The 19,403-nt window shown below is 67.0% G+C and carries 20 protein-coding genes; 10 read left to right on the forward strand and 10 right to left on the reverse strand.

Features of this window, described 5'->3' with window-relative positions; translation table 11 throughout:
• The first annotated feature begins 124 nt into the window (after positions 1-124).
• Together WI26_RS02010 and WI26_RS02015 are read left to right on the forward strand one after the other, a co-directional pair.
• A complete protein-coding gene (locus WI26_RS02010) occupies positions 125-1,258 on the forward strand; it encodes a methyltransferase (RefSeq protein ID WP_059914988.1) in 1,134 nt (377 codons plus the stop codon).
• 89 nt (positions 1,259-1,347) lie between these two features.
• Positions 1,348-2,238, forward strand: coding sequence for a class I SAM-dependent methyltransferase (locus tag WI26_RS02015; RefSeq protein ID WP_069225070.1), 891 nt, complete (start codon positions 1,348-1,350; stop codon positions 2,236-2,238).
• Positions 2,239-2,293: 55 nt separating this feature from the next.
• On the opposite strand, the gene WI26_RS02020 is transcribed toward WI26_RS02015, so the two are convergent.
• Both WI26_RS02020 and WI26_RS02025 read right to left on the reverse strand, forming a co-directional pair.
• A complete protein-coding gene (locus WI26_RS02020) occupies positions 2,294-2,866 on the reverse strand; it encodes a DUF1415 domain-containing protein (protein ID WP_059465263.1) in 573 nt (190 codons plus the stop codon).
• Positions 2,867-2,948: 82 nt separating this feature from the next.
• Positions 2,949-3,572 (reverse strand): TetR/AcrR family transcriptional regulator, encoded by a 624-nt coding sequence (locus WI26_RS02025; RefSeq protein ID WP_059539176.1) that lies wholly within the window; start codon positions 3,570-3,572, stop codon positions 2,949-2,951.
• Positions 3,573-3,789: 217 nt separating this feature from the next.
• On the opposite strand from WI26_RS02025, the gene WI26_RS02030 reads away from it, so the two are divergent.
• The 3 genes from WI26_RS02030 (at position 3,790) to WI26_RS02040 (ending at position 7,331) form a co-directional block, all read left to right on the forward strand.
• Positions 3,790-5,073, forward strand: coding sequence for an MFS transporter (locus tag WI26_RS02030; RefSeq protein ID WP_069225071.1), 1,284 nt, complete (start codon positions 3,790-3,792; stop codon positions 5,071-5,073).
• A 159-nt stretch (positions 5,074-5,232) separates the two neighbouring features.
• Complete coding sequence (locus WI26_RS02035; protein WP_069225072.1) at positions 5,233-5,838, forward strand: nitroreductase family protein; 606 nt, start codon at positions 5,233-5,235, stop codon at positions 5,836-5,838.
• 242 nt (positions 5,839-6,080) lie between these two features.
• Entirely contained in the window at positions 6,081-7,331 is a 1,251-nt protein-coding gene (locus tag WI26_RS02040; protein WP_059465267.1) for an Hsp70 family protein, read from the forward strand.
• Between the two features lie 102 nt (positions 7,332-7,433).
• On the opposite strand, the gene WI26_RS02045 is transcribed toward WI26_RS02040, so the two are convergent.
• Positions 7,434-7,637 (reverse strand): cold-shock protein, encoded by a 204-nt coding sequence (locus tag WI26_RS02045; RefSeq protein WP_006477070.1) that lies wholly within the window; start codon positions 7,635-7,637, stop codon positions 7,434-7,436.
• Positions 7,638-8,057: 420 nt separating this feature from the next.
• Here WI26_RS02045 and WI26_RS02050 point away from each other — a divergent pair, with 420 nt between their 5' ends.
• On the forward strand, positions 8,058-9,656 hold the full coding sequence (locus WI26_RS02050) for an APC family permease (RefSeq protein WP_059465268.1): 1,599 nt from the start codon (positions 8,058-8,060) through the stop codon (positions 9,654-9,656).
• Between the two features lie 106 nt (positions 9,657-9,762).
• Here WI26_RS02050 and WI26_RS02055 read toward each other — a convergent pair whose 3' ends face one another.
• The 7 genes from WI26_RS02055 to WI26_RS02085 form a co-directional block, all read right to left on the reverse strand.
• Entirely contained in the window at positions 9,763-10,554 is a 792-nt protein-coding gene (locus WI26_RS02055) for a DODA-type extradiol aromatic ring-opening family dioxygenase (protein ID WP_069225073.1), read from the reverse strand.
• Positions 10,555-10,773: 219 nt separating this feature from the next.
• The gene (locus tag WI26_RS02060) at positions 10,774-11,370 is read right to left on the reverse strand and encodes a UbiX family flavin prenyltransferase (RefSeq protein ID WP_059539179.1); all 597 of its coding nucleotides are present in this window, start codon (positions 11,368-11,370) and stop codon (positions 10,774-10,776) included.
• A gap of 14 nt (positions 11,371-11,384) precedes the next feature.
• Entirely contained in the window at positions 11,385-11,696 is a 312-nt protein-coding gene (gene grxD / locus WI26_RS02065; protein ID WP_011883132.1) for a Grx4 family monothiol glutaredoxin, read from the reverse strand.
• Between the two features lie 67 nt (positions 11,697-11,763).
• Entirely contained in the window at positions 11,764-12,606 is an 843-nt protein-coding gene (prmC, locus tag WI26_RS02070; RefSeq protein WP_069225074.1) for a peptide chain release factor N(5)-glutamine methyltransferase, read from the reverse strand.
• Positions 12,607-12,613: 7 nt separating this feature from the next.
• The gene (gene prfA, locus WI26_RS02075) at positions 12,614-13,696 is read right to left on the reverse strand and encodes a peptide chain release factor 1 (RefSeq protein WP_059465272.1); all 1,083 of its coding nucleotides are present in this window, start codon (positions 13,694-13,696) and stop codon (positions 12,614-12,616) included.
• A gap of 81 nt (positions 13,697-13,777) precedes the next feature.
• Positions 13,778-15,076: a glutamyl-tRNA reductase gene (gene hemA / locus WI26_RS02080; protein ID WP_059465273.1), complete on the reverse strand. Its 1,299-nt coding sequence runs from the start codon at positions 15,074-15,076 to the stop codon at positions 13,778-13,780.
• Positions 15,077-15,102: 26 nt separating this feature from the next.
• Positions 15,103-15,864: a response regulator transcription factor gene (locus tag WI26_RS02085; RefSeq protein ID WP_059465274.1), complete on the reverse strand. Its 762-nt coding sequence runs from the start codon at positions 15,862-15,864 to the stop codon at positions 15,103-15,105.
• 171 nt (positions 15,865-16,035) lie between these two features.
• Here WI26_RS02085 and WI26_RS02090 point away from each other — a divergent pair, with 171 nt between their 5' ends.
• From WI26_RS02090 to WI26_RS02105, 4 genes are all read left to right on the forward strand, one after another.
• A complete protein-coding gene (locus tag WI26_RS02090; RefSeq protein WP_059449757.1) occupies positions 16,036-16,290 on the forward strand; it encodes a hypothetical protein in 255 nt (84 codons plus the stop codon).
• Between the two features lie 19 nt (positions 16,291-16,309).
• On the forward strand, positions 16,310-18,124 hold the full coding sequence (locus WI26_RS02095; RefSeq protein WP_069225075.1) for an aminopeptidase P family protein: 1,815 nt from the start codon (positions 16,310-16,312) through the stop codon (positions 18,122-18,124).
• A gap of 69 nt (positions 18,125-18,193) precedes the next feature.
• Entirely contained in the window at positions 18,194-18,745 is a 552-nt protein-coding gene (locus WI26_RS02100; RefSeq protein ID WP_069225076.1) for a cysteine hydrolase family protein, read from the forward strand.
• The gene (locus WI26_RS02105; RefSeq protein ID WP_059465277.1) at positions 18,742-19,365 is read left to right on the forward strand and encodes an HAD family hydrolase; all 624 of its coding nucleotides are present in this window, start codon (positions 18,742-18,744) and stop codon (positions 19,363-19,365) included. Before WI26_RS02100 ends, WI26_RS02105 begins: the two co-directional genes overlap by 4 nt.
• Positions 19,366-19,403: the final 38 nt, after the last annotated feature.

Below are 19,403 nucleotides of genomic sequence, written 5' to 3' on the forward strand. Positions count from 1 at the left end.
GCGATGCCGGCGCGAGGCGAGGGCGGCTGCGCGCGCTTTGCCGCGCGGGCAAAGCGCGGTATGGTGTGGTCCGCGCGCACTTCCGTAGCGCCGCCTGTCTGAAGCCAACTGTAGCCGAGCTCGCGTGACCGATTTCCCCGTTTTCCACTGGACCGACGCCGACGGCGCCGAACATGCCGTTCGCTGGCGCTCCGAAGCCGGCGTGCAGCCGCCCCGGCGCGCCGTGCCCGCCGACGACCGCCTCACCGCCGACGCCGCGTACCGCCTCGCGTGCGAGGGCACCGCGCTCGTCTGGCAAGGCGACTTTCAGAACGCGCGCCAGCTCGTGCAGGCGATGGCGCGCCGTGTCGAACGCAAGCCGAAGAAGGCGAAGGCCGCGGTGGGCGTCGACGCATTCAACCTGCACCGGCTCGCGCAGTCGCAGCGCGCCCGCACGCTCGGCATGCTGCTGATTCCGCTGGACGCCGACTACACGATCCCGCTGCGCCGCGCGCCCGACGTGCGCGCCGCGTGCGAGGAAGCGTACGGGCCGGGCGGCGCGCCGTCGGTCGTGTCGCTGCGCGAGTTGCTCGGCCTCGTCGGCGCGCACGAATGGCGCAAGAAGGGCGTGCCGATTCCGGCACTCGGCGGCGCGCCGATCCATCCGCATTACGGCGTGTTCTCGCCGGTGCGCGGCGAATACGTCGAACTCGTCGCGCGCACGCCGCTGCCCGCGACGTCGCTCGCGTTCGACATCGGCACGGGCACCGGTGTGCTCGCGGCCGTGCTCGCATCGCGCGGCGTCGAGCGGATCGTCGCGACCGACCAGGATCCGCGTGCGCTCGCATGTGCCCGCGAGAACGTCGCGCGGCTCGGTTATGCCGACCGTGTCGACATCGTCGAAGCCGACCTCTTTCCAGCCGGCCGTGCGCCGCTCGTCGTGTGCAACCCGCCGTGGGTCCCGGCCCGCCCGAGCGCGCCGATCGAATACGCGGTCTACGACCCCGACAGCCGCATGCTGCGCGGATTCCTCGCGGGGCTTGCCGACCATCTCGAGCCGGGCGGCGAAGGCTGGCTGATCCTGTCCGATTTCGCCGAGCATCTCGGCCTGCGGCCGCGCGACACGCTGCTGCAATGGATCGACGAAGCCGGTCTCGTCGTGCTCGGCCGCGAAGACATCCGCCCCGCGCACCCGAAGTCTGCCGACGCCGACGATCCGCTGCACGCGGCCCGGCGCGCCGAGGTCACGTCGCTCTGGCGGCTCGGCGCGCGAGCCTGATCGCGCATTTTCGGTAAACTATCGCCATTCCTCACGAATTCCCGCCGCCGGGCCGTGGTCGACCGACCGTGGCCCGGCGCCGCTTCACGATGTCGAACAAGACCTACGAAATCCGTCCGGAGCAGTCCGTCGAGCTGCTGAAGGAGCTGCACATCCTTACCCGCGACGGCAAGCTGAACCAGGACAGCCGCCGCAAGCTGAAGCAGGTCTATCACCTGTTCCAGTTCATCGAGCCGTTGCTCGCGAGCGTGCAGGCCGACAAGGGCGGCGTGACGCTCGTCGATCACGGCGCCGGCAAGTCGTATCTCGGCTTCATCCTGTACGACCTGTTCTTCAAGCAGCAGCCGGGGCACGGCACGCCGGCGTTCGCGTCGCACGTGTACGGGATCGAGACGCGCGAGGAGCTCGTCACGCGTTCCACCGAACTCGCCGCGCGACTCGGGTTCGGCGGCATGTCGTTCCTGAACCTGTCGGTTGCCGATTCGATCACGTCGCCGAAGCTGCCTGAAACGGTCGATGTCGTCACCGCGCTGCATGCGTGCGACACGGCGACCGACGACGCGATCCGTTTCGCGCTCGCGAAGCGCGCGCAGCATATCGTGCTGGTGCCGTGCTGCCAGGCGGAAGTCGCGGGCGTGCTGCGCAAGAACAAGGGCAAGTCGCTCGCGAACGCGCTGACGGAAGTGTGGCGGCATCCGCTGCATACGCGCGAATTCGGCAGCCAGATCACCAACGTGCTGCGCTGCCTGCAGCTCGAGGCGCACGGCTACCAGGTGAGCGTGACCGAGCTGGTCGGCTGGGAGCATTCGATGAAAAACGAGCTGATCATCGCGCAGTACAAGAACCTGCCGCGCCGCAAGCCCAGCGAGCGGCTGAACGAGATCCTCGGCATGTTCGGGCTCGCCGAACTGAACGAGCGCTTCTTCGCGCCGACGCCCGCGGCGACGTCCAACGAGGCCGTCGAGCCGGCCGCGGACTGACGCAGGCCGACGCGCGGCCCGCTTGCCGCGCGCCAAACGGCCGTCGCGTAATGCGTCAGACGTCGTCGCCCGGCCGGCGCATCCATTCACGCCAGCCATCGTGGCCGAGGCGGCGTAGCGTTTCCTGGTTTTTCTCGTAGATCGCGGACGCGTCCGGGAACGCGTCGACCGCGCGCGCGATGCTGTCCTCGCGCAGCAGGTGCAGGATCGGATACGGTGCGCGATTGGTGTAGTTCTCGATGTCGTCGGCTTCGCTGCCTTCGAACCGGTACGCGGGATGGAAGCTCGCGATCTGCAGCACGCCGTCGAGCCGCAGTTGCCGCACGAGCCGGTCGGCGAAGAACAGCGCATCGTTGTAGTCGACGAAATCCGCGAACGCACGCGGATAGATCACGAGCGTCGTGTCGACCTGTCGCGGATCCGCCGCTTCGAGCGCGCGCAGCTCGGTTTCGAGGTCGGCGAGCGCGTCCTCGAGCGTCGTCGCTTCGCTGATCGCATAGCGCACCTGTTCCTTCACGTAGACGCTCTTCGCGAACGGGCACAGATTGAGCCCGATCACCGCGCGCGCGAGCCAGTGCCGTGTGGCGGCGAGGATGTCGTCGTGTGAGTCGGAGCGGGTATCGGTCATGGCAAGGGCGGTCGGGCAAAGCGGCAGCGAGGGCCGCATTGTAGCGGGAGCGGGTGCGCCCGGTCCGGGCGCGCGCCGCCCGTCACGCGCAGGCGGCTTCGATCAGCTGCGTGACCAGCGCGGGCGCGGTGCCGATCGGCGTTTCGCCGTGCCGGTAGGTCTGACTGGCCGCGTAGATACCCTCGATCACGAGCGCGAGCGCATCGGCGAGCGCTTTCGGCTGACGGGCGCCTGCGCCTTCGCACAGCGCGACGAGCCGCTTCATCAACTGTTCCTTGTTCTGCGCGACGCGCTCGCGCGCCGGATGCGACGCATCCGGGAATTCGGCCGCGACGTTGACGAACGGGCAGCCGCGATAGTCCTTCTGCGTCGCGCGCTCCGCGAGATCGACGAAATACTGGATCAACTGCGCCTTCGGCTGGCCGGGATGCTTCGCGACGCTCGAATCGAGGCGCTCGAAGAAACATGCATCCATCCGTTCGAGATACGCAAGGATCAGCTCGTCCTTCGACGAAAACTGGCGGTACAGGCTCATCTTGTTGACGCCCGCCCGTTCCACGACCGCCTCGACGCCAACCGCGCGCACCCCTTCCTTGTAAAACAACTCCTCGGCGGCGCGCAGCAGGTGCTCCTGCGCGGCGGCCGCGGCGATCGGCTGGCGCGTGCGGCGTGCCGGCGCCTTGTTGGCGGCCTCGATGCCCGACATGATGACCCTCGACTGCGTGGTGAATTGCTTGACATGTTACCGACTGGTCACTACGATCGCAACACACTTGTGACCGATCGGTAACAACGCCGGCCGGATCGACAGACAAATGCCAGGTATCGGCCCGGGTCAGCCGATGCAGCGTGCGGCGGAGGTGGCCTGGTGGTGAGGCGGGGCAGGCGCGCGGGCGCCGGGCCGCCAACTGGAGAGCGACGAGATGAACTGGGCGGTGACACGAATCGGCGGGCGTTTCCACTACGGATGGCTCGCGGCGGCGGTGGTTTTCCTGATCCTGCTGGCTGCGGCCGGCACGCGCGCGACGCCGAGCGTGCTGATGGTGCCGCTCGAGCGCGAGCTCGGCTGGAGCCGCGCGGCGATTTCGCTGGCGATTTCGGTGAACATCGCGCTGTACGGCCTGACCGGCCCGTTCGCGGCCGCGGCGATGCAGCGCTTCGGGCTGCGGCCGACGATCCTGACCGCGCTGGTGACCATGAGCGCGGGCGTCGCGCTGTCGTCGATGATGACGCAGAGCTGGCAGATGGTCGTGATCTGGGGGCTGATGGTTGGCTGCTCGACCGGCGTCGTCGCGCTGACGCTGTCCGCCACCTTTGTCACGCGCTGGTTCCACGCGCGGCGCGGCCTCGTGATGGGCATCCTGACGGCGAGCACGGCCACTGGCCAGCTCGTGTTCCTGCCGATGCTCGCGGCGATCGCGCAGCGTCATGGCTGGCGGCCGGTCGTGCTGGTCGTCGCGGTGGCCGCCGCGATCGTGATTCCGCTGGTCGCATTCCTGCTGCCCGAGCGGCCGGCCGACGTGAAGCTGCGCCCGTACGGCGAGCCGGCCGACACGCCGGCCGCGCCCGACGCGACGAAGGAGAATCCACTCGCGGTCGCGTTCCGCACACTGTCGACGGCGAGCCGCTCGCGTGACTTCTGGCTTCTGTTCTTCAGTTTCTTCATCTGCGGCGCGAGCACCAACGGCTATGTCGGCACGCACCTGATCGCGATGTGCAGCGACTACGGGATGACCGAAGTGCAGGGTGCATCGCTGCTCGCCGCGATGGGTGTGTTCGACCTGTTCGGCACGACGCTGTCGGGCTGGCTGTCGGACCGCTACGACAACCGCGTGCTGCTGTTCTGGTACTACGGGCTGCGCGGGTTGTCGCTGATCTACCTGCCGCATGCATTTGGCATCGATTTCTTCGGGCTGCCGCTGTTCGCGATGTTCTACGGGCTCGACTGGATCGCGACCGTGCCGCCGACGGTACGGCTTGCCACCGACGTGTTCGGCAAGGCTGCGGCGCCTGTCGTGTTCGGGTGGATCGTCGCCGGCCACCAGCTCGGCGCGGCGTTCGCGGCGCTCGGCGCGGGGCTGCTGCGTGCGAGCCTCGGCACCTATACGGTCGCTTCGATGATTTCCGGCGGGCTCTGCATCGTCGGTGCGCTGATCGTGCTGCGGATCAACCGCGGCCCGTCCCGCGCGGCCGCGCAGGCCGCCTGAGCGCGGCGCTCCGGCCGTCCGTGCGCGGAGGGGAGGCCGCTCAATGCGGAATCTGTGATTTGCATTGCGCGGGATGATCGGGCGCGTGTCTCCTCGAGCGGTTATGCTTGCGGTTCGCCGGGCGTTCGCGCCCCTTCATCGATATCAGCGAGGAACCGCATGTCCGTCAAACCTGCTCCCACCACTGTTTCGATTCACGACCTGATCGCCGGCCGCTGGAGCCCGCGCGCGTATTCGGACGAGCCGATCAGCGGCGCCGATCTGCATGCGGTGCTCGAAGCCGCGCGCTGGGCGCCGTCCGCCTACAACGCGCAACCGTGGCGCTTCATCGTGTTCGATCGCACACAGGACGAAGCGGCGTTCAAGCGCGCATTCGCGACGCTGGTGCCGTTCAACCAGGGCTGGAACGCGCCGGCGCCGGTGCTGATCGCCGTGACCGCGCACACGCTCACGCCGAAGGGCGAGCCGGCGCCGACCGCGCTGTACGACGCGGGCGCGGCCGCGATGTCGCTGGTGCTGGAGGCGCACGCGCTGGGTCTCGCCGCACACCAGATGAGCGGCTTCGACGTGAAGGCGTTCCGCGACGCATTCGAGATTCCGGCCGACGTCGCGATCCCTGCGATCATCTCGCTCGGCCACTACGGCAACGTCGACAAGCTCGATCCGGTGCTGCGCGAACGCGAAAAGGCCCCCCGCACGCGTCATGCGATCGGCGAAGTCGTCTATGCGGGCGCATGGAAGAAGGGTTTCGACGCGGCAGCCTGATTCCGCGCGCGGGCAGGCATCCATCGCACGCTGTCCGCGCCAGTTGCCGGCGAGCCGGAAGCGGGCGGCATCGACGCGCTGGATGCCCCGTCGCACCCGCTGCCGGCGCGTCGCGGGTGCGTCCGATCGCGGCCGGGCCGGTTGCGCGACACCGGTGGCCGATCCGGTTGTGATCCGGCGGGCTTCATGTTAAAAAGCCCGTCCTTTCCGTTTTCGCGCCGGCCATGCCGCGGCACCTTCCCATGACTTACTGCGCGATCGATTTCGGCACGTCCAATTCCGCCGTGGCACTGCCCGACGGCGACGGCATGCGCCTCGCGCCCGTCGAGGGCGACCACCTGACGCTGCCCACCGCGATTTTCTTCAACAACGACGAGCAGACGGTCGAATACGGTCGTGCGGCGCTCGCGTCCTATATCGACGGTTTCGATGGCCGCCTGATGCGTTCGATGAAGAGCATCCTCGGTTCGCCGCTCGCGGAAACCACGACCGATCTCGGCGACGGCAGCGCGATGGCGTACACGGAGATCATCGCGCGCTTCCTGACGCACCTGAAGCGCAAGGCCGAAGCGCGCGCCGGTGCGCCGATCGGGCGCGCGGTGCTCGGCCGGCCGGTGTTCTTCGTCGACGACGATCCGCGCGCCGACCGCCTCGCGCAGGACCAGCTCGAAGCGGCCGCGCAGTCGGTCGGTTTCAAGGACGTGCATTTCCAGTACGAACCGATCGCGGCCGCGTTCGACTACGAGTCGCGTCAGCAGGCCGAGCGGCTCGTGCTGGTCGCCGACATCGGCGGCGGCACGTCGGACTTCTCGCTGGTGCGCGTCGGGCCGGAGCGGATGGCGCGCCTCGAGCGCAAGGACGACGTGCTCGCGCACCACGGCGTGCACGTCGCGGGCACCGATTACGACCGCCGCGTCGAGCTGGCGGCGATCATGCCCGCGTTCGGCTACCGCTCGCTCGATTCCGAGGGGCGCGAACTGCCGAACCGTATCTATTTCGACCTGGCGACCTGGCATCTGATCAACACGGTGTACACGCCGAAGCGGCTGGGCGAGCTGAAACTGATGAAGCATCTGTACCAGGACGTGCGGCAGCACGACCGGCTCACGCGCGTGGTCGAGCAGCGGCTCGGGCATGCGCTGATGGCGCGTGCGGAAGAAGCGAAGATCGGCGTGGCGGCAGGCGGGGAGACAATGATCGACCTGAACGACGTGGAAGAGGATCTGCAGATCGCATTCGACGCCGAACGCCTGGTCGATGCGAGCGTCGACGACACAGCGCGCATCGTCGATGCCGCGCGCGAAACGGTGCGGCTTGCGGGCGTCGCGCCGCGCGACGTCGGCGCGCTGTATTTCACCGGCGGCTCGACCGGGCTCGCGTTCCTGTCGGGTGCGCTCGCCGGTGCGTTCCCGGACGCGCAGCCGGTGTTCGGCGATCGCCTCGCGAGCGTCGCGACCGGGCTCGGTATTCACGCGCAGCGGCTGTTCGGCTGAGCGAAGGCCTTTCGGACCGGCGGTGGCCGTAAGGTTGCCCGCGCCGGAAAACAAAAAGCCCCGCCGAAGCGGGGCTTTTTTACACGAAATATCGCGCCGAACTTAGACCGGACGGATGTTCGCAGCTTGCAGACCCTTCGGGCCCGTCTTCACTTCGAATTCAACCTTCTGGTTTTCTTGCAGCGTCTTGAAGCCTTCGACGCGGATTTCCGAGAAGTGCGCGAACAGATCGTCGCCGCCGCCTTCCGGGGTAATGAAGCCGAAGCCCTTTGCGTCATTGAACCACTTGACGGTACCGGTTGCCATGTTACTTGTTCCTAAAAAGATAAAACGGGGCCGAGGCCCATGGGTGCGGAAAATCAAGGAAGGGGGTAATAGGACCAACCGGAGTACCGTTGATGGGCGAACTACGAAAGAACCAATTCACTCGCCGCTTGAAATCCTGCAACGTTGTTTATACGGCTATTCGGTCGCGCGGTCAACCGTATTTCCATGCTGTCAGGGTTATTGCGGAGTTCAGGTTTACAAACCTTGCAAGCGACGCGAATTTTTTGTAGGGGCCGAACGATTTTGGCGCCAACTTGCAGGTGCAACCGTTAAACTACGCGCCGCGTGGAAGGGTTGCCCCGATCGGGTGATCCTACCCCCCAAAATGGCATGCGCGGTGTTGTTCGAGCCGATCCCGGACAGCGAGCCGACCATGCTTTTTGAGACATAGGAGAGGATGTGAAGAGTTCTATTCAACGGAACATCGGCCCGTTTGCACTGATGCTGACGGGGCTGGGTTCGATTATCGGCTCGGGCTGGCTGTTCGGCGCCTGGAAGGCTGCGAAGATTGCCGGTCCGGCGGCGATTTGCGCGTGGATCATCGGCGCGGTCGTGATTCTCGCGATTGCACTGACGTATGCCGAACTGGGCGCGATGTTCCCCGAGTCTGGCGGCATGGTGCGCTACGCGCGTTACTCGCACGGTTCGCTGGTGGGCTTCATCAGCGCGTGGGCGAACTGGATCGCGATCGTATCGGTGATTCCGATCGAAGCGGAAGCATCGATCCAGTACATGAGCACGTGGCCGTATCCGTGGGCGCACGCATTGTTCGTGAACGGCGAGTTGACGACACCCGGCCTGCTGCTGTCGGCCGTGCTGGTCGTCATCTATTTCATGCTGAACTACTGGGGCGTCAAGGCCTTCGCGCGTGCGAACACCGCGATCACGATCTTCAAGTTCCTGATCCCAGGCCTCACGATCCTCGGCCTGATGCTGTCGAGCTTCCACTCGGAAAACCTCGGCACCGCGTCGAATGCGAGCTTCGCGCCGTACGGCTGGTCGGCCGTGCTGACCGCGGTTGCGACGAGCGGCATCGTGTTCGCGTTCAACGGCTTCCAGAGCCCGGTGAACCTGGCCGGTGAAGCGCGCAATCCGTCGCGCAGCGTGCCGTTCGCCGTGATCTCGTCGATCCTGCTCGCACTCGTGATCTACGTGCTGCTGCAGATGGCGTACATCGGCTCGGTGAACCCGGCCGACGTCGCGAAGGGTTGGGCGCATTTCAACTTCTCGTCGCCGTTCGCGGAACTCGCGATCGCGCTGAACCTGAACTGGCTCGCGATCCTGCTGTATGTCGACGCATTCATCAGCCCGAGCGGCACCGGTACGACCTACATGGCGACGACCACCCGCATGATCTATGCGATGGAGCGCAACAACACGATGCCGAAGATGTTCGGCAACGTGCACCCGATCTACGGCGTGCCGCGCCAGGCGATGTGGTTCAACCTGCTCGTGTCGTTCATCTTCCTGTTCTTCTTCCGCGGCTGGAGCTCGCTCGCGGCGGTGATCTCGGTCGCAACGGTGATCTCGTACCTGACCGGCCCGATCAGCCTGATGGCGCTGCGCCGCGCGGCGACCGACATCGAGCGTCCGCTGTCGATCCCGCTGATGAAGCTGATCGCACCGTTCGCGTTCGTCTGCGCTTCGCTGATCCTGTACTGGGCAAAGTGGCCGCTGACGGGCGAAATCATCCTGCTGATGATCGTCGCGCTGCCGGTGTATTTCTACTTCCAGGCGAAGTCGGGCTGGACGGGCTGGGGCGCCGACCTGAAGGCCGCCTGGTGGATGGTCGCGTACCTGCCGACGATGGCCGTGCTGTCGCTGATCGGCAGCAAGGAGTTCGGCGGTTACGGCGTGCTGCCGTACGGCTGGGACATGCTGATCGTCGCGGCCATCTCGCTGGTGTTCTACTTCTGGGGTGTGAACACGGGCTACCGGACCCAGTATCTCGACGAGCGCGAGTCGCACGACGAGATCCTCGAAGGGGTCGGTGTCTGACGGCTGCCCGCCACCGGAATCGGCGGTGGTGAAAGCATAAAAAAGCCCGCCCGAGCGCTGCTCGGGCGGGCTTTTTGTTTGCGGTCGTCGGCTGGTGTCGCAGGATTCAGGCAGCTGCGCTCGCGAACACGTAGTTCGTCATCGCGAGCACGCGCTGATACGTGCCGAGCGACTGGATGCCGAGCTGGTAGTCGTCGTCGGCCGCGCCGAGCGCGGTGAACACCGGCAGCAGGTGTTCGTCGGTCGGATGCATCAACGCGGCGTGCGGCGCCTGCCGGCGATAGTCGAGCAGCGCGTCGACATCGCGCGCGGCGAGCTTTGCCTCGAACCAGCCGGTGAATTCCGCGACCCGCGGGTCCGCATCCTCGGGCGCCGCGCTGAAATCGGCCGCGCGCAGGTTGTGCGTGATCTGGCCGGAGCCAATCACCATCACGCCTTCGTCGCGCAGTGGCCGCAGCGCGCGGCCGAGCGCGAAGTGATGGGCGGCGTCCGCGCGCGGCTGGATCGACAACTGCGCGACGGGTATGTCGGCCTCGGGGAACATCAGCAGCATTGGCACCCACGCGCCGTGGTCGAGGCCATGCTCGGTCGTCTCGGTCGCGATGCCGGCCGCGTTCAGCAGCGCGGCCGCCCGTTTGGCGATCTCGGGCGCGCCCGGCGCCGGGTACCGGATCTCGTACAGCGCGCGCGGGAAGCCGTAGAAGTCGTGGATCGTGTCAGGGTGCGCGGCCACGCTGGCGACCGGCTGCTGCGTGCCCCAGTGCGCGGACAGCATCAGCACCGCGCGCGGGCGCGGCAATTCGGCGCCCAGGTGCGTGAATGCGGCGGACGGCAGCGTCGGATCGATCGGCAGCGTCGGGGCGCCGTGGGACAGGTAAAGCGAGGGCAAGCGGTTCATGGTGGGAGAGCCTGCAAAGGGATTTGCCTGTGACTATAGGCCCGCACCTGGCATTGATAAATCGGCTTATGGGAATTTGATTGAATCGTTGAGGTTGATAATTCGGCCGATTTCGTGCCTTCGGTGGCAGCGGGGCTTCGAGATTGCCGGATCGAGCGGGAAGGCGGCTGAATCGGCGAAGATGCATGAAGAATGGCGCCGGAGCGCCGTGTCAGCAACTTATTCCGCCGGTCGGATGCCGGCCCAGGGCGTCGTCATCGGTGTACTGAGTGCGAATAGATCCAGGACGCGGGTGACGGTCTGATCGACGAGTTCCTCGATCGTCTTCGGCATCGCATAGAACGCCGGCAGCGGTGGGAACACGATGCCGCCCATTTCGGTCACGGCGGTCATGTTGCGCAGATGCGCGAGGTTGAACGGCGTTTCGCGCACCATCAGCACGAGACGGCGGCGTTCTTTCAGCGTGACGTCGGCCGCACGCGTGATCAGGTTGTCCGACAGGCCGTGCGCGACGCTGGCGAGCGTCTTCATCGAGCAGGGCGCGATCACCATCCCGTCGGTCGCGAACGAACCGGATGCGATGGTCGCGCCGACATCGCGCACCGAATGCACGACATCCGCCCGGCTTTCGACGTCGGCCCTGGGCAGCTTCAGTTCATGCTGGATATTGAGCCAGCCGGCGTTCGAAACCAGCAGATGCGTTTCGACGCCGCCGGCGGCGCGCAGCAATTCGAGCAGCCGCACGCCGTAGACCGCGCCGGTGGCGCCGGTGATCGCAACGATCAGCCGGCGTGGCGGCGCGCTGTGAGATGCCATCGGGAACGGGGGCGTTACGCGGCAGCGAACAGTTGCTGCAGTTCGCCGGACTGGTACATCTCCATCATGATGTCCGAGCCGCCGATGAATTCACCCTTCACATACAGCTGCGGGATGGTCGGCCAGTTCGAGAATTCCTTGATGCCCTGGCGGATTTCGTCGTCCTCGAGCACGTTGACCGTCTTGAACTGGTCGACGCCGCAGGCCTTCAGCACCTGCACGGCGCGGCCCGAGAAGCCGCACATCGGGAATTGCGCGTTGCCCTTCATGAAGAGCACGACCTGGTTTTCGTCGACGATTTGCTTGATTCGTTGTTGGGTATCCATGACTGACCTTGCGTTTGCGGGGCGTTAGAAGGAAATGATAGCGGATTTCAACCGGACGGGCCGACCATCAACCGGGCCGGCGGCCGCCCGTCGTGCGTTCGATCGCCGCCAGATCGGCGCGCGATTCGACAGCGACGAAGCCGCGTGACACCAGCAATGCGCGCACGGCTTCGGCCTGGTCGTAGCCATGCTCGATCCATAGCGTGCCGCCGGGTTTCAGGTAAGCGCCGGCGCCGGCGACGATCGTGCGGATCGCGCTGAGGCCGTCGGCATCGTCGGTGAGCGCGCCGCGCGGCTCGAACCGCAGGTCGCCCTGCACGAGGTGCGGATCGTGCTGCGCGATGTACGGCGGGTTGCTGACGATCGTGTCGAACGCGAGCACCGGATCGAGCGCGGCATACCAGTCGCTCTGCAGCCAATGCAGCGGGCCGCCCGGGCGGCCCGCGTCGAGCAGCTTGTTCGCGTTGCGTTGAGCGACCTCGAGCGCGGCCGGCGAACGGTCGAGCGCCCACACGCGCGCATCGGGCCGTTCGGCGGCGATCGACACGGCGATCGCGCCGCTGCCGGTGCCCAGATCGAGCACCGCCGGATGCGGCCGTCCGTCGATCGCGTCGAGCGCGGCTTCGACGAGCAGTTCGGTTTCCGGGCGCGGGATCAGCACGTCGGGCGTCACGTCGAACGGACGGCCGAAGAATTCGCGCATCCCGACGAGCTGCGCGACCGGCTCACCGGCCGCGCGGCGCGCTTCGAGCGCGCGGTAGCGCGCGATCGCGGCCGGTTCGAGCGGGGCGTCGCCGCGCGTGATCAATTGCGTGCGGGTCCAGCCGAGCGCGTGTGCGAGCAGCACGCGCGCATCGACCGGATCGAGCGGCGTCGCGCGCAGCAGTTCGTCGGCGGTGGTGTCGGGCATCTCGGCCTCAGTCGGTGTCGCCGAGCGACGCGAGCAGTTCGGCCTGATGTTCGCTGACGAGCGCGCCGATCAGTTCGTCGAGATCGCCGTCCATCAGCGCCTCGAGCCGGTACAGCGTCAGGTTGATCCGGTGGTCGGTCATCCGGCCCTGCGGGAAGTTGTACGTGCGGATCCGTTCCGAGCGGTCGCCCGAGCCGATCAGGCTCTTGCGCGTCGCCGCTTCCTTCGCGTGCTGCTCGTGATACTGCTTGTCCTTGATGCGCGCGGCGAGCACTTTCAGCGCACGATCCTTGTTCTTGTGCTGCGAACGGTCGTCCTGGCACTCGACGACGATCCCGGTCGGGATGTGCGTGACGCGCACCGCCGAATCGGTCTTGTTGATGTGCTGGCCGCCCGCGCCCGACGCGCGGAACGTGTCGATCCGCAAGTCGGCCGGATTGATCTCGACCTCGCCGATCTCGTCGGCTTCCGGCATCACCGCGACCGTGCAAGCGGACGTGTGGATGCGCCCCTGCGTCTCGGTCGCCGGCACGCGTTGCACGCGATGGCCGCCCGATTCGAATTTCAGGCGCGAGTATGCACCCTGGCCCGCGATCCGCACGATCACTTCCTTGTAGCCGCCGAGGTCCGACGGGCTCTCCGACATCATCTCGACCTGCCAGCGCTGGCGTTCCGCGTAACGCAGGTACATGCGCAGCAGGTCGCCCGCGAACAGCGCCGATTCGTCGCCGCCGGTGCCGGCGCGGATTTCGAGGAAGATGTTGCGGTCGTCGTTCGGGTCCTTGGGCAGCAGCATCTTCTGCAACTCGCCTTCGAGGCGAGCCATGCGTTCGCGCGCGCTGCGAATCTCGTCTTCGGCGAAATCGCGCATCGATGCATCGGCGAGCAGCTCCTGCGCGGCCGTCTCGTCGCTGCGCGACTGGCGCCACAGCGCGTACTGCTCGACGACCGGGCCGAGTTCCGCGTGTTCGCGCGTCAGCTTGCGGTACTGGTCGAGGTCGGCCGTGACGTTTTCGCGGCTCAGCAGGTCGTTCAGTTCGGCCAGCCGGATAGACAGCTGGTCGAGCTTGCGTTGCATGCTCGTCTTCATGGTGTGGAGCGGCGCTCCCGGGCAAGGGTATTCGGAAAGGATAGGCCGGCGCGCGGCCGGCGGCAGGGCAGACGGCCGGCGCTAGTGGCCGGACTGGTCGTTCGAGCGCGGCGCGTGCTGGTAGAAGCCGCGCATCAGGTCGATCAGCGAATCGCGGTCGGCGCCGTTTACGCGGTTGAGCGCGCTCGTCGGGCCGTGGATCAGCTTGTTGGTGAGCGCCTGCGACAGCGCTTCGAGGACTGCCGCCGGATCGTCGCCGCGCGCGAGCAGCTTTTGCGCCTTCTCGACTTCCGCGCGGCGCAGCGCGTCGGCCTGCGTATGCATGTGACGAATCACCGGCACGACGCTGCGCGTGTCGAGCCACTGCATGAAATTCTGCACGCGCGTCTCGATGATCGTCTCGGCTTGCGCAACCGCGGCCTGGCGCGATGCGTTGCCTTCGCGCACGATCGCGCCGAGATCGTCGACGGTGTAGAGGAACACGTCCTTCAGCTTGCCGACTTCCGGCTCGATGTCGCGCGGTACCGCGAGATCGACCATGAAGATCGGCCGATGGCGGCGCGCTTTCACCGCGCGTTCGACCGCGCCGAGGCCGATGATCGGCAGCGTCGACGCGGTGCACGACACGATGATGTCGAATTCGTGCATGCGGGCGGGCAGGTCAGACAGCGGCATCGCGCGGCCGTTGAAGCGTTCGGCGAGCCGCTGGCCGCGTTCGGCCGTGCGGTTCGCGACGACGAGCTCGCGCGGGCTTTGCGCGGCGAAGTGCGTCGCACAGAGCTCGATCATTTCGCCGGCGCCGATGAACAGCACGCGCTGATCCGAAACCTTTTCGAAGATGCGCTGCGCGAGGCGGACGGCGGCGGCGGCCATCGATACCGACTGCGCGCCGATCTCGGTCGTGCCGCGCACTTCCTTCGCGACGGCGAACGTGCGCTGGAACAGCTGGTTCAGGTAGGTGCCGAGCGCGCCGGCTTCCGTTGCGGTACGCACCGCGTCCTTCATCTGGCCCAGAATCTGCGTTTCGCCGAGCACCATCGAGTCGAGGCCCGACGCGACGCGAAATGCATGCCGGACGGCTTCCGACTGCGGCAGCGCATAGACGTGCGGCGCGAGTTCGTCGACCGGAATCCGGTGGTACTCCGACAGCCAGCGAATCGCTCCCTCGCGGGCGGCCCGATCATCGGTCGCGCAATAGAGTTCGGTGCGATTGCAGGTGGAGAGGATCGCCGCTTCGGGCGCATTGGGCGCCTGGGGGCCGAGGAACACGTTCTTGAACGTGACGAGAGCCGGCTTGATTTGCTCGAGCGGAAACGCCACGCGTTCGCGCAGAGCGACAGGCGCAGTGTGGTGATTGATTCCGATCGTGAGGAGTTGCATATCGAGGGCTATCGTTTAGCCCCATATTATAGCGTTTCGGTGATTTCCTCACTCGCCGCATACCGTGCATCAGCGTGGCGTGGCCTGGAATTTGGGGGCTCGATCGGCACGCGGTCGAGCTGATAGCCGTAGCCGTAGAGCGGCAGAAGCCGGTAGCCATGCTCCGGAAGCAGCTGCAGCTTGCTGCGCAGCCGGGATGCGTGCGTGTCGAGCGTGCGCGACTTCATGTCGCGGCGGCGAGCCCAGACGGTTTCGAGGATATGGGCGCGCGACACGGGCCGGGACAGGTTCGCGAACAGCAGTTGCGCGAACCGGAACTCCTTCGGCGTGAGCGCGACGACGACGTCGCCGAAGCGCACGAGGCCGTGGGTCGCATCGAATGCGTATTCTCCATACATTTCGCGCGAGCGATTCGGCGGCCGCCGGACGCCGGCGCGCCGGCTGAGCGCATTCACCCGTGCGAGCAATTCGGGCCCGCTCACCGGGCGCACGAGGCAGTCGTCGGCGCCCGCGTGCAGGCATGACACGACTTCGCTTTCGCGCGGCAGTTGCATCACGGCGATGGCCGGCAGGCCGGGCAGGATCGCCTGCGCACGCGGAATGACTTCCTCGGCCGGCTGATCGCCGGCCCAGTTGCCGGTGATCAGCATGTCGCAGGTATCGGTGGCGAGCCACTCGAAGAACGCGGCGCTGGACGGAAACGCGTGGCACACGTGACCGCCGGCGAAGAGCAGGCGGTTCAGGAGCGCAGCATGACGTGCCTCCGGATCGATCAGGGCGATTCGCATGAGGATTTCTTCAATACGGCTGCCGGTGCGCGCTTGCCATAACGTCGGGTCGGCCCCTACACTCGAATGTTCGCGGCGCCCGGCTGGTCTCGGGTTCGATGGATGAATCGATGCTAGTCGCTGGCAACGTTCACGCCTATGGGACGAATCTGAATTTATAGAAGGCGTCGAATGAACTGGTTTGGAATCCTTGTCCTGGGAGCGGCCGTCGGGCTGTTCGGCCGGTGGCTGCATCCGATGCGGCGCACGGGCCGGCCGGCGTGGTGGATCGCGGTGCTGGTCGGCATCGCAGGCGCAGCCGCCGCGCGCATGGCCGGCAATCTCTCCGGACTGTTTTACGATGGCGAAACGCTCGAATGGCCGGTCTGCACCGGTGTCGCGTTCCTTGCCGTAGCCGTGACGGTCGCGGTGTCTGCCCGTCGCTGAAAGCCTCTCAGGTGAAATCATGAATGCCCGTCTCCCCGAAGTCTCGTCGGTGCCGGCCCGCCTCGCGCTGCTGCGCGGCGCGATGGTCCGCGAGGACCTGGCCGCCTATCTCGTGCCGTCCGCCGATCCTCACTTGTCCGAGTACCTGCCCGAACGCTGGCAGGCGCGCCGCTGGTTGTCCGGTTTCACCGGCTCGGTCGGCACGCTGGTCGTAACCGCGGACTTCGCGGGCTTGTGGGTCGACAGCCGGTACTGGGTGCAGGCCGAGGCGGAACTGGCCGGCACGGGCGTCCAGTTGATGAAGATGACGGGCGGGCAGCAAAGCGCGCCGCATGTCGACTGGCTCGCTCAGAATGTGCTGGCCGGTGAGACGGTCGGCGTCGACGGTGCCGTGCTCGGGGTCGCGGCGGCGCGCGCGCTGACGGCCGCGTTGAGCGCGCGCGGCATCGCGCTGCGCACCGATCTCGACCTGCTCGACGCGATCTGGCCGGAGCGCCCGGGGCTGCCGGGCGACGCGGTGTTCGAGCACGTCGCGCCGCAGGCCGACACGACGCGCGCGAGCAAGCTCGCCGAAGTCCGCCGTGCGATGCACGCGCAGGGCGCGCAATGGCATTTCGTGTCGACGCTCGACGATCTCGCGTGGCTGTTCAACCTGCGCGGTGCCGACGTCAACTTCAACCCCGTGTTCGTCGCGCACGCGATGATCGGCGCCGATCGCGCGACGCTGTTCGTCGCCGACGGCAAGGTGTCGCCGGCGCTGGCCGCATCGCTCGCGCGGGACGGCGTCGAGGTCCGCGCGTATGACGCCGCGCGCGCGGCGCTCGCGGCACTCCCTGACGGCGCGACGCTGCTGATCGACCCGCGTCGCGTGACGTTCGGCACGCTCGAGGCCGTGCCGGCCGGCGTGAAGCTGGTCGAGGCCGTGAACCCGTCGACGTTCGCGAAATCGCGCAAGACGTCCGCCGAGATCGAGCACGTGCGCGTGACGATGGAGCACGACGGCGCCGCACTCGCCGAATTCTTCGCGTGGTTCGAGCAAGCGGTGAACCGCGAGACGATCACCGAGCTGACGATCGACGAGCAGCTTACGGCCGCGCGCGCTCGGCGTCCCGGCTACGTGTCGCCGAGCTTCGCGACGATTGCCGGCTTCAACGCCAATGGCGCGATGCCGCACTATCGCGCGACGCCCGAGTCGCACGCGACGATCGCCGGCGACGGCCTGCTGCTCGTCGATTCGGGCGGCCAGTACACGACCGGCACGACCGACATCACGCGCGTCGTGCCGGTTGGCACGGTCAGCGATCTGCAACGCCGCGATTTCACGATCGTGCTGAAGTCGATGATGGCGCTGTCGCGTGCCCGTTTCCCGCGCGGCATCCGTTCGCCGATGCTCGACGCGATCGCGCGCGCGCCGATGTGGGCGGCCGGACTCGATTACGGCCACGGCACCGGCCACGGCGTCGGCTACTTCCTGAACGTGCACGAGGGCCCGCAGGTCATCTCGCACTACGCGCCGGCCGAGTCGTACACCGCGATGGAAGAGGGGATGATCACGTCGATCGAGCCGGGCGTGTACCGGCCCGGCAAATGGGGCATCCGGATCGAGAACCTGGTCGTGAACCGCGCGGCCGGACAGACCGAATTCGGCGACTTCCTCGCGTTCGAGACGCTGACGCTGTGTCCGATCGACACGCGTTGCGTGCTGGTCGAGATGCTGCACGAAGAAGAGCGCGCGTGGCTGAACACATATCACGCGACCGTGCGCGAGCGCGTCGGCCGGCACGTGAGCGGCGATGCGAAGGCGTGGCTCGACGCGCGCACGCAGCCGATCTGACGCAACACGCAACACGCAACGCGCGACACCGGCCGCCTGACGGCCGGGCCACGACAGAGAGGGCAACCGATGGCAGATACCGCAGTGATCGTGATCGACATGCAGCGCGGGCTGGTGCAGCGTGCGCGGCCCGCGTACCGGCTCGACGACGTCGTATCGGGCATCAACCGGCTGACGGCGGCGGCGCGCGCGGCGCACGCGCCCGTGTGCTTCGTGCAGCACGACGGCGACGCGGACGACGACATCGTGCCCGGCACGTCCGGCTGGGAATTGCATGAGGAACTGATCGTCGATCATGCCGACTGGCGCATCCGCAAGCAGGTGAGCGATTCGTTCCACGACACGTCGCTCGCCGCGCAACTCGACGGCCACGGCATCCGTTCGGTGCTGATCTGCGGCTATGCGACCGAGTTCTGCGTCGATTCGGCCGCGCGCCGCGCGGCATTGCTCGGCTACCGGACAACCGTCGTGTCCGACCTGCACACCACGAACGAACGCACGCACCTGTCGGCCGCGCAGATCGTCGCGCATCATCACTTCGTGTGGGAAAACAATACGCTGTCGGGCAACTCCGTGACGCCGCGCACGCTTGCCGACGTGCTCGCGACGGAGTTCGCATGACGATCAAGGCGGTGGTGTTCGATTTCGGCGGCGTGCTGATCGACTGGAGCCCCGAGTATCTGTACCGGCAACTGATTCCGGACGAAACCGAGCGCCGCTGGTTCCTCACGCACGTGTGCGCGATGGACTGGGTGATCCGCCAGGACGGCGGGCAGACGATCGACGAAGGGACGAGCGAGCTCGTCGCGAAGTTTCCGGCGCACGAGGCGCTGATCCGCGCGTTCTATGCGCGCTGGCACGAGATGATCGGCGGCGTGCTCGACGACGGCGCCGCGCTTGTCGATCGGCTCGATGCGCAGGGGATGCCGCTCTTCGGGCTGACCAACTGGTCCGCGCAGACGTTTCCGTATGCATGGGACAACTTCCCGGTGCTGCGGCGCTTCAAGGACATCGTCGTGTCGGGTCGCGTGAAGCTCGTGAAGCCCGATCCGGCGATCTACCGCGAGATGCATGCGCGGATCGATCCACACGTGCCGGGCATCGCGCCGCACGAGCTCGTGTTCATCGACGACAACGCGAAGAACGCCGCTGCCGCGACGGCGCTCGGCTGGCATGGCATTCACCACACGAGCGCGGCGGCGACCGAGGCGCGCTTGCGCGAGCTGGGCGCGCTCGCGTAGGCGGCGGCCGAACGAATGCCGGATGACGAAAGCGGGCC

The sequence above is a fragment of the Burkholderia diffusa genome (assembly GCF_001718315.1).
In the GTDB taxonomy this organism is placed as follows: domain Bacteria; phylum Pseudomonadota; class Gammaproteobacteria; order Burkholderiales; family Burkholderiaceae; genus Burkholderia; species Burkholderia diffusa_B.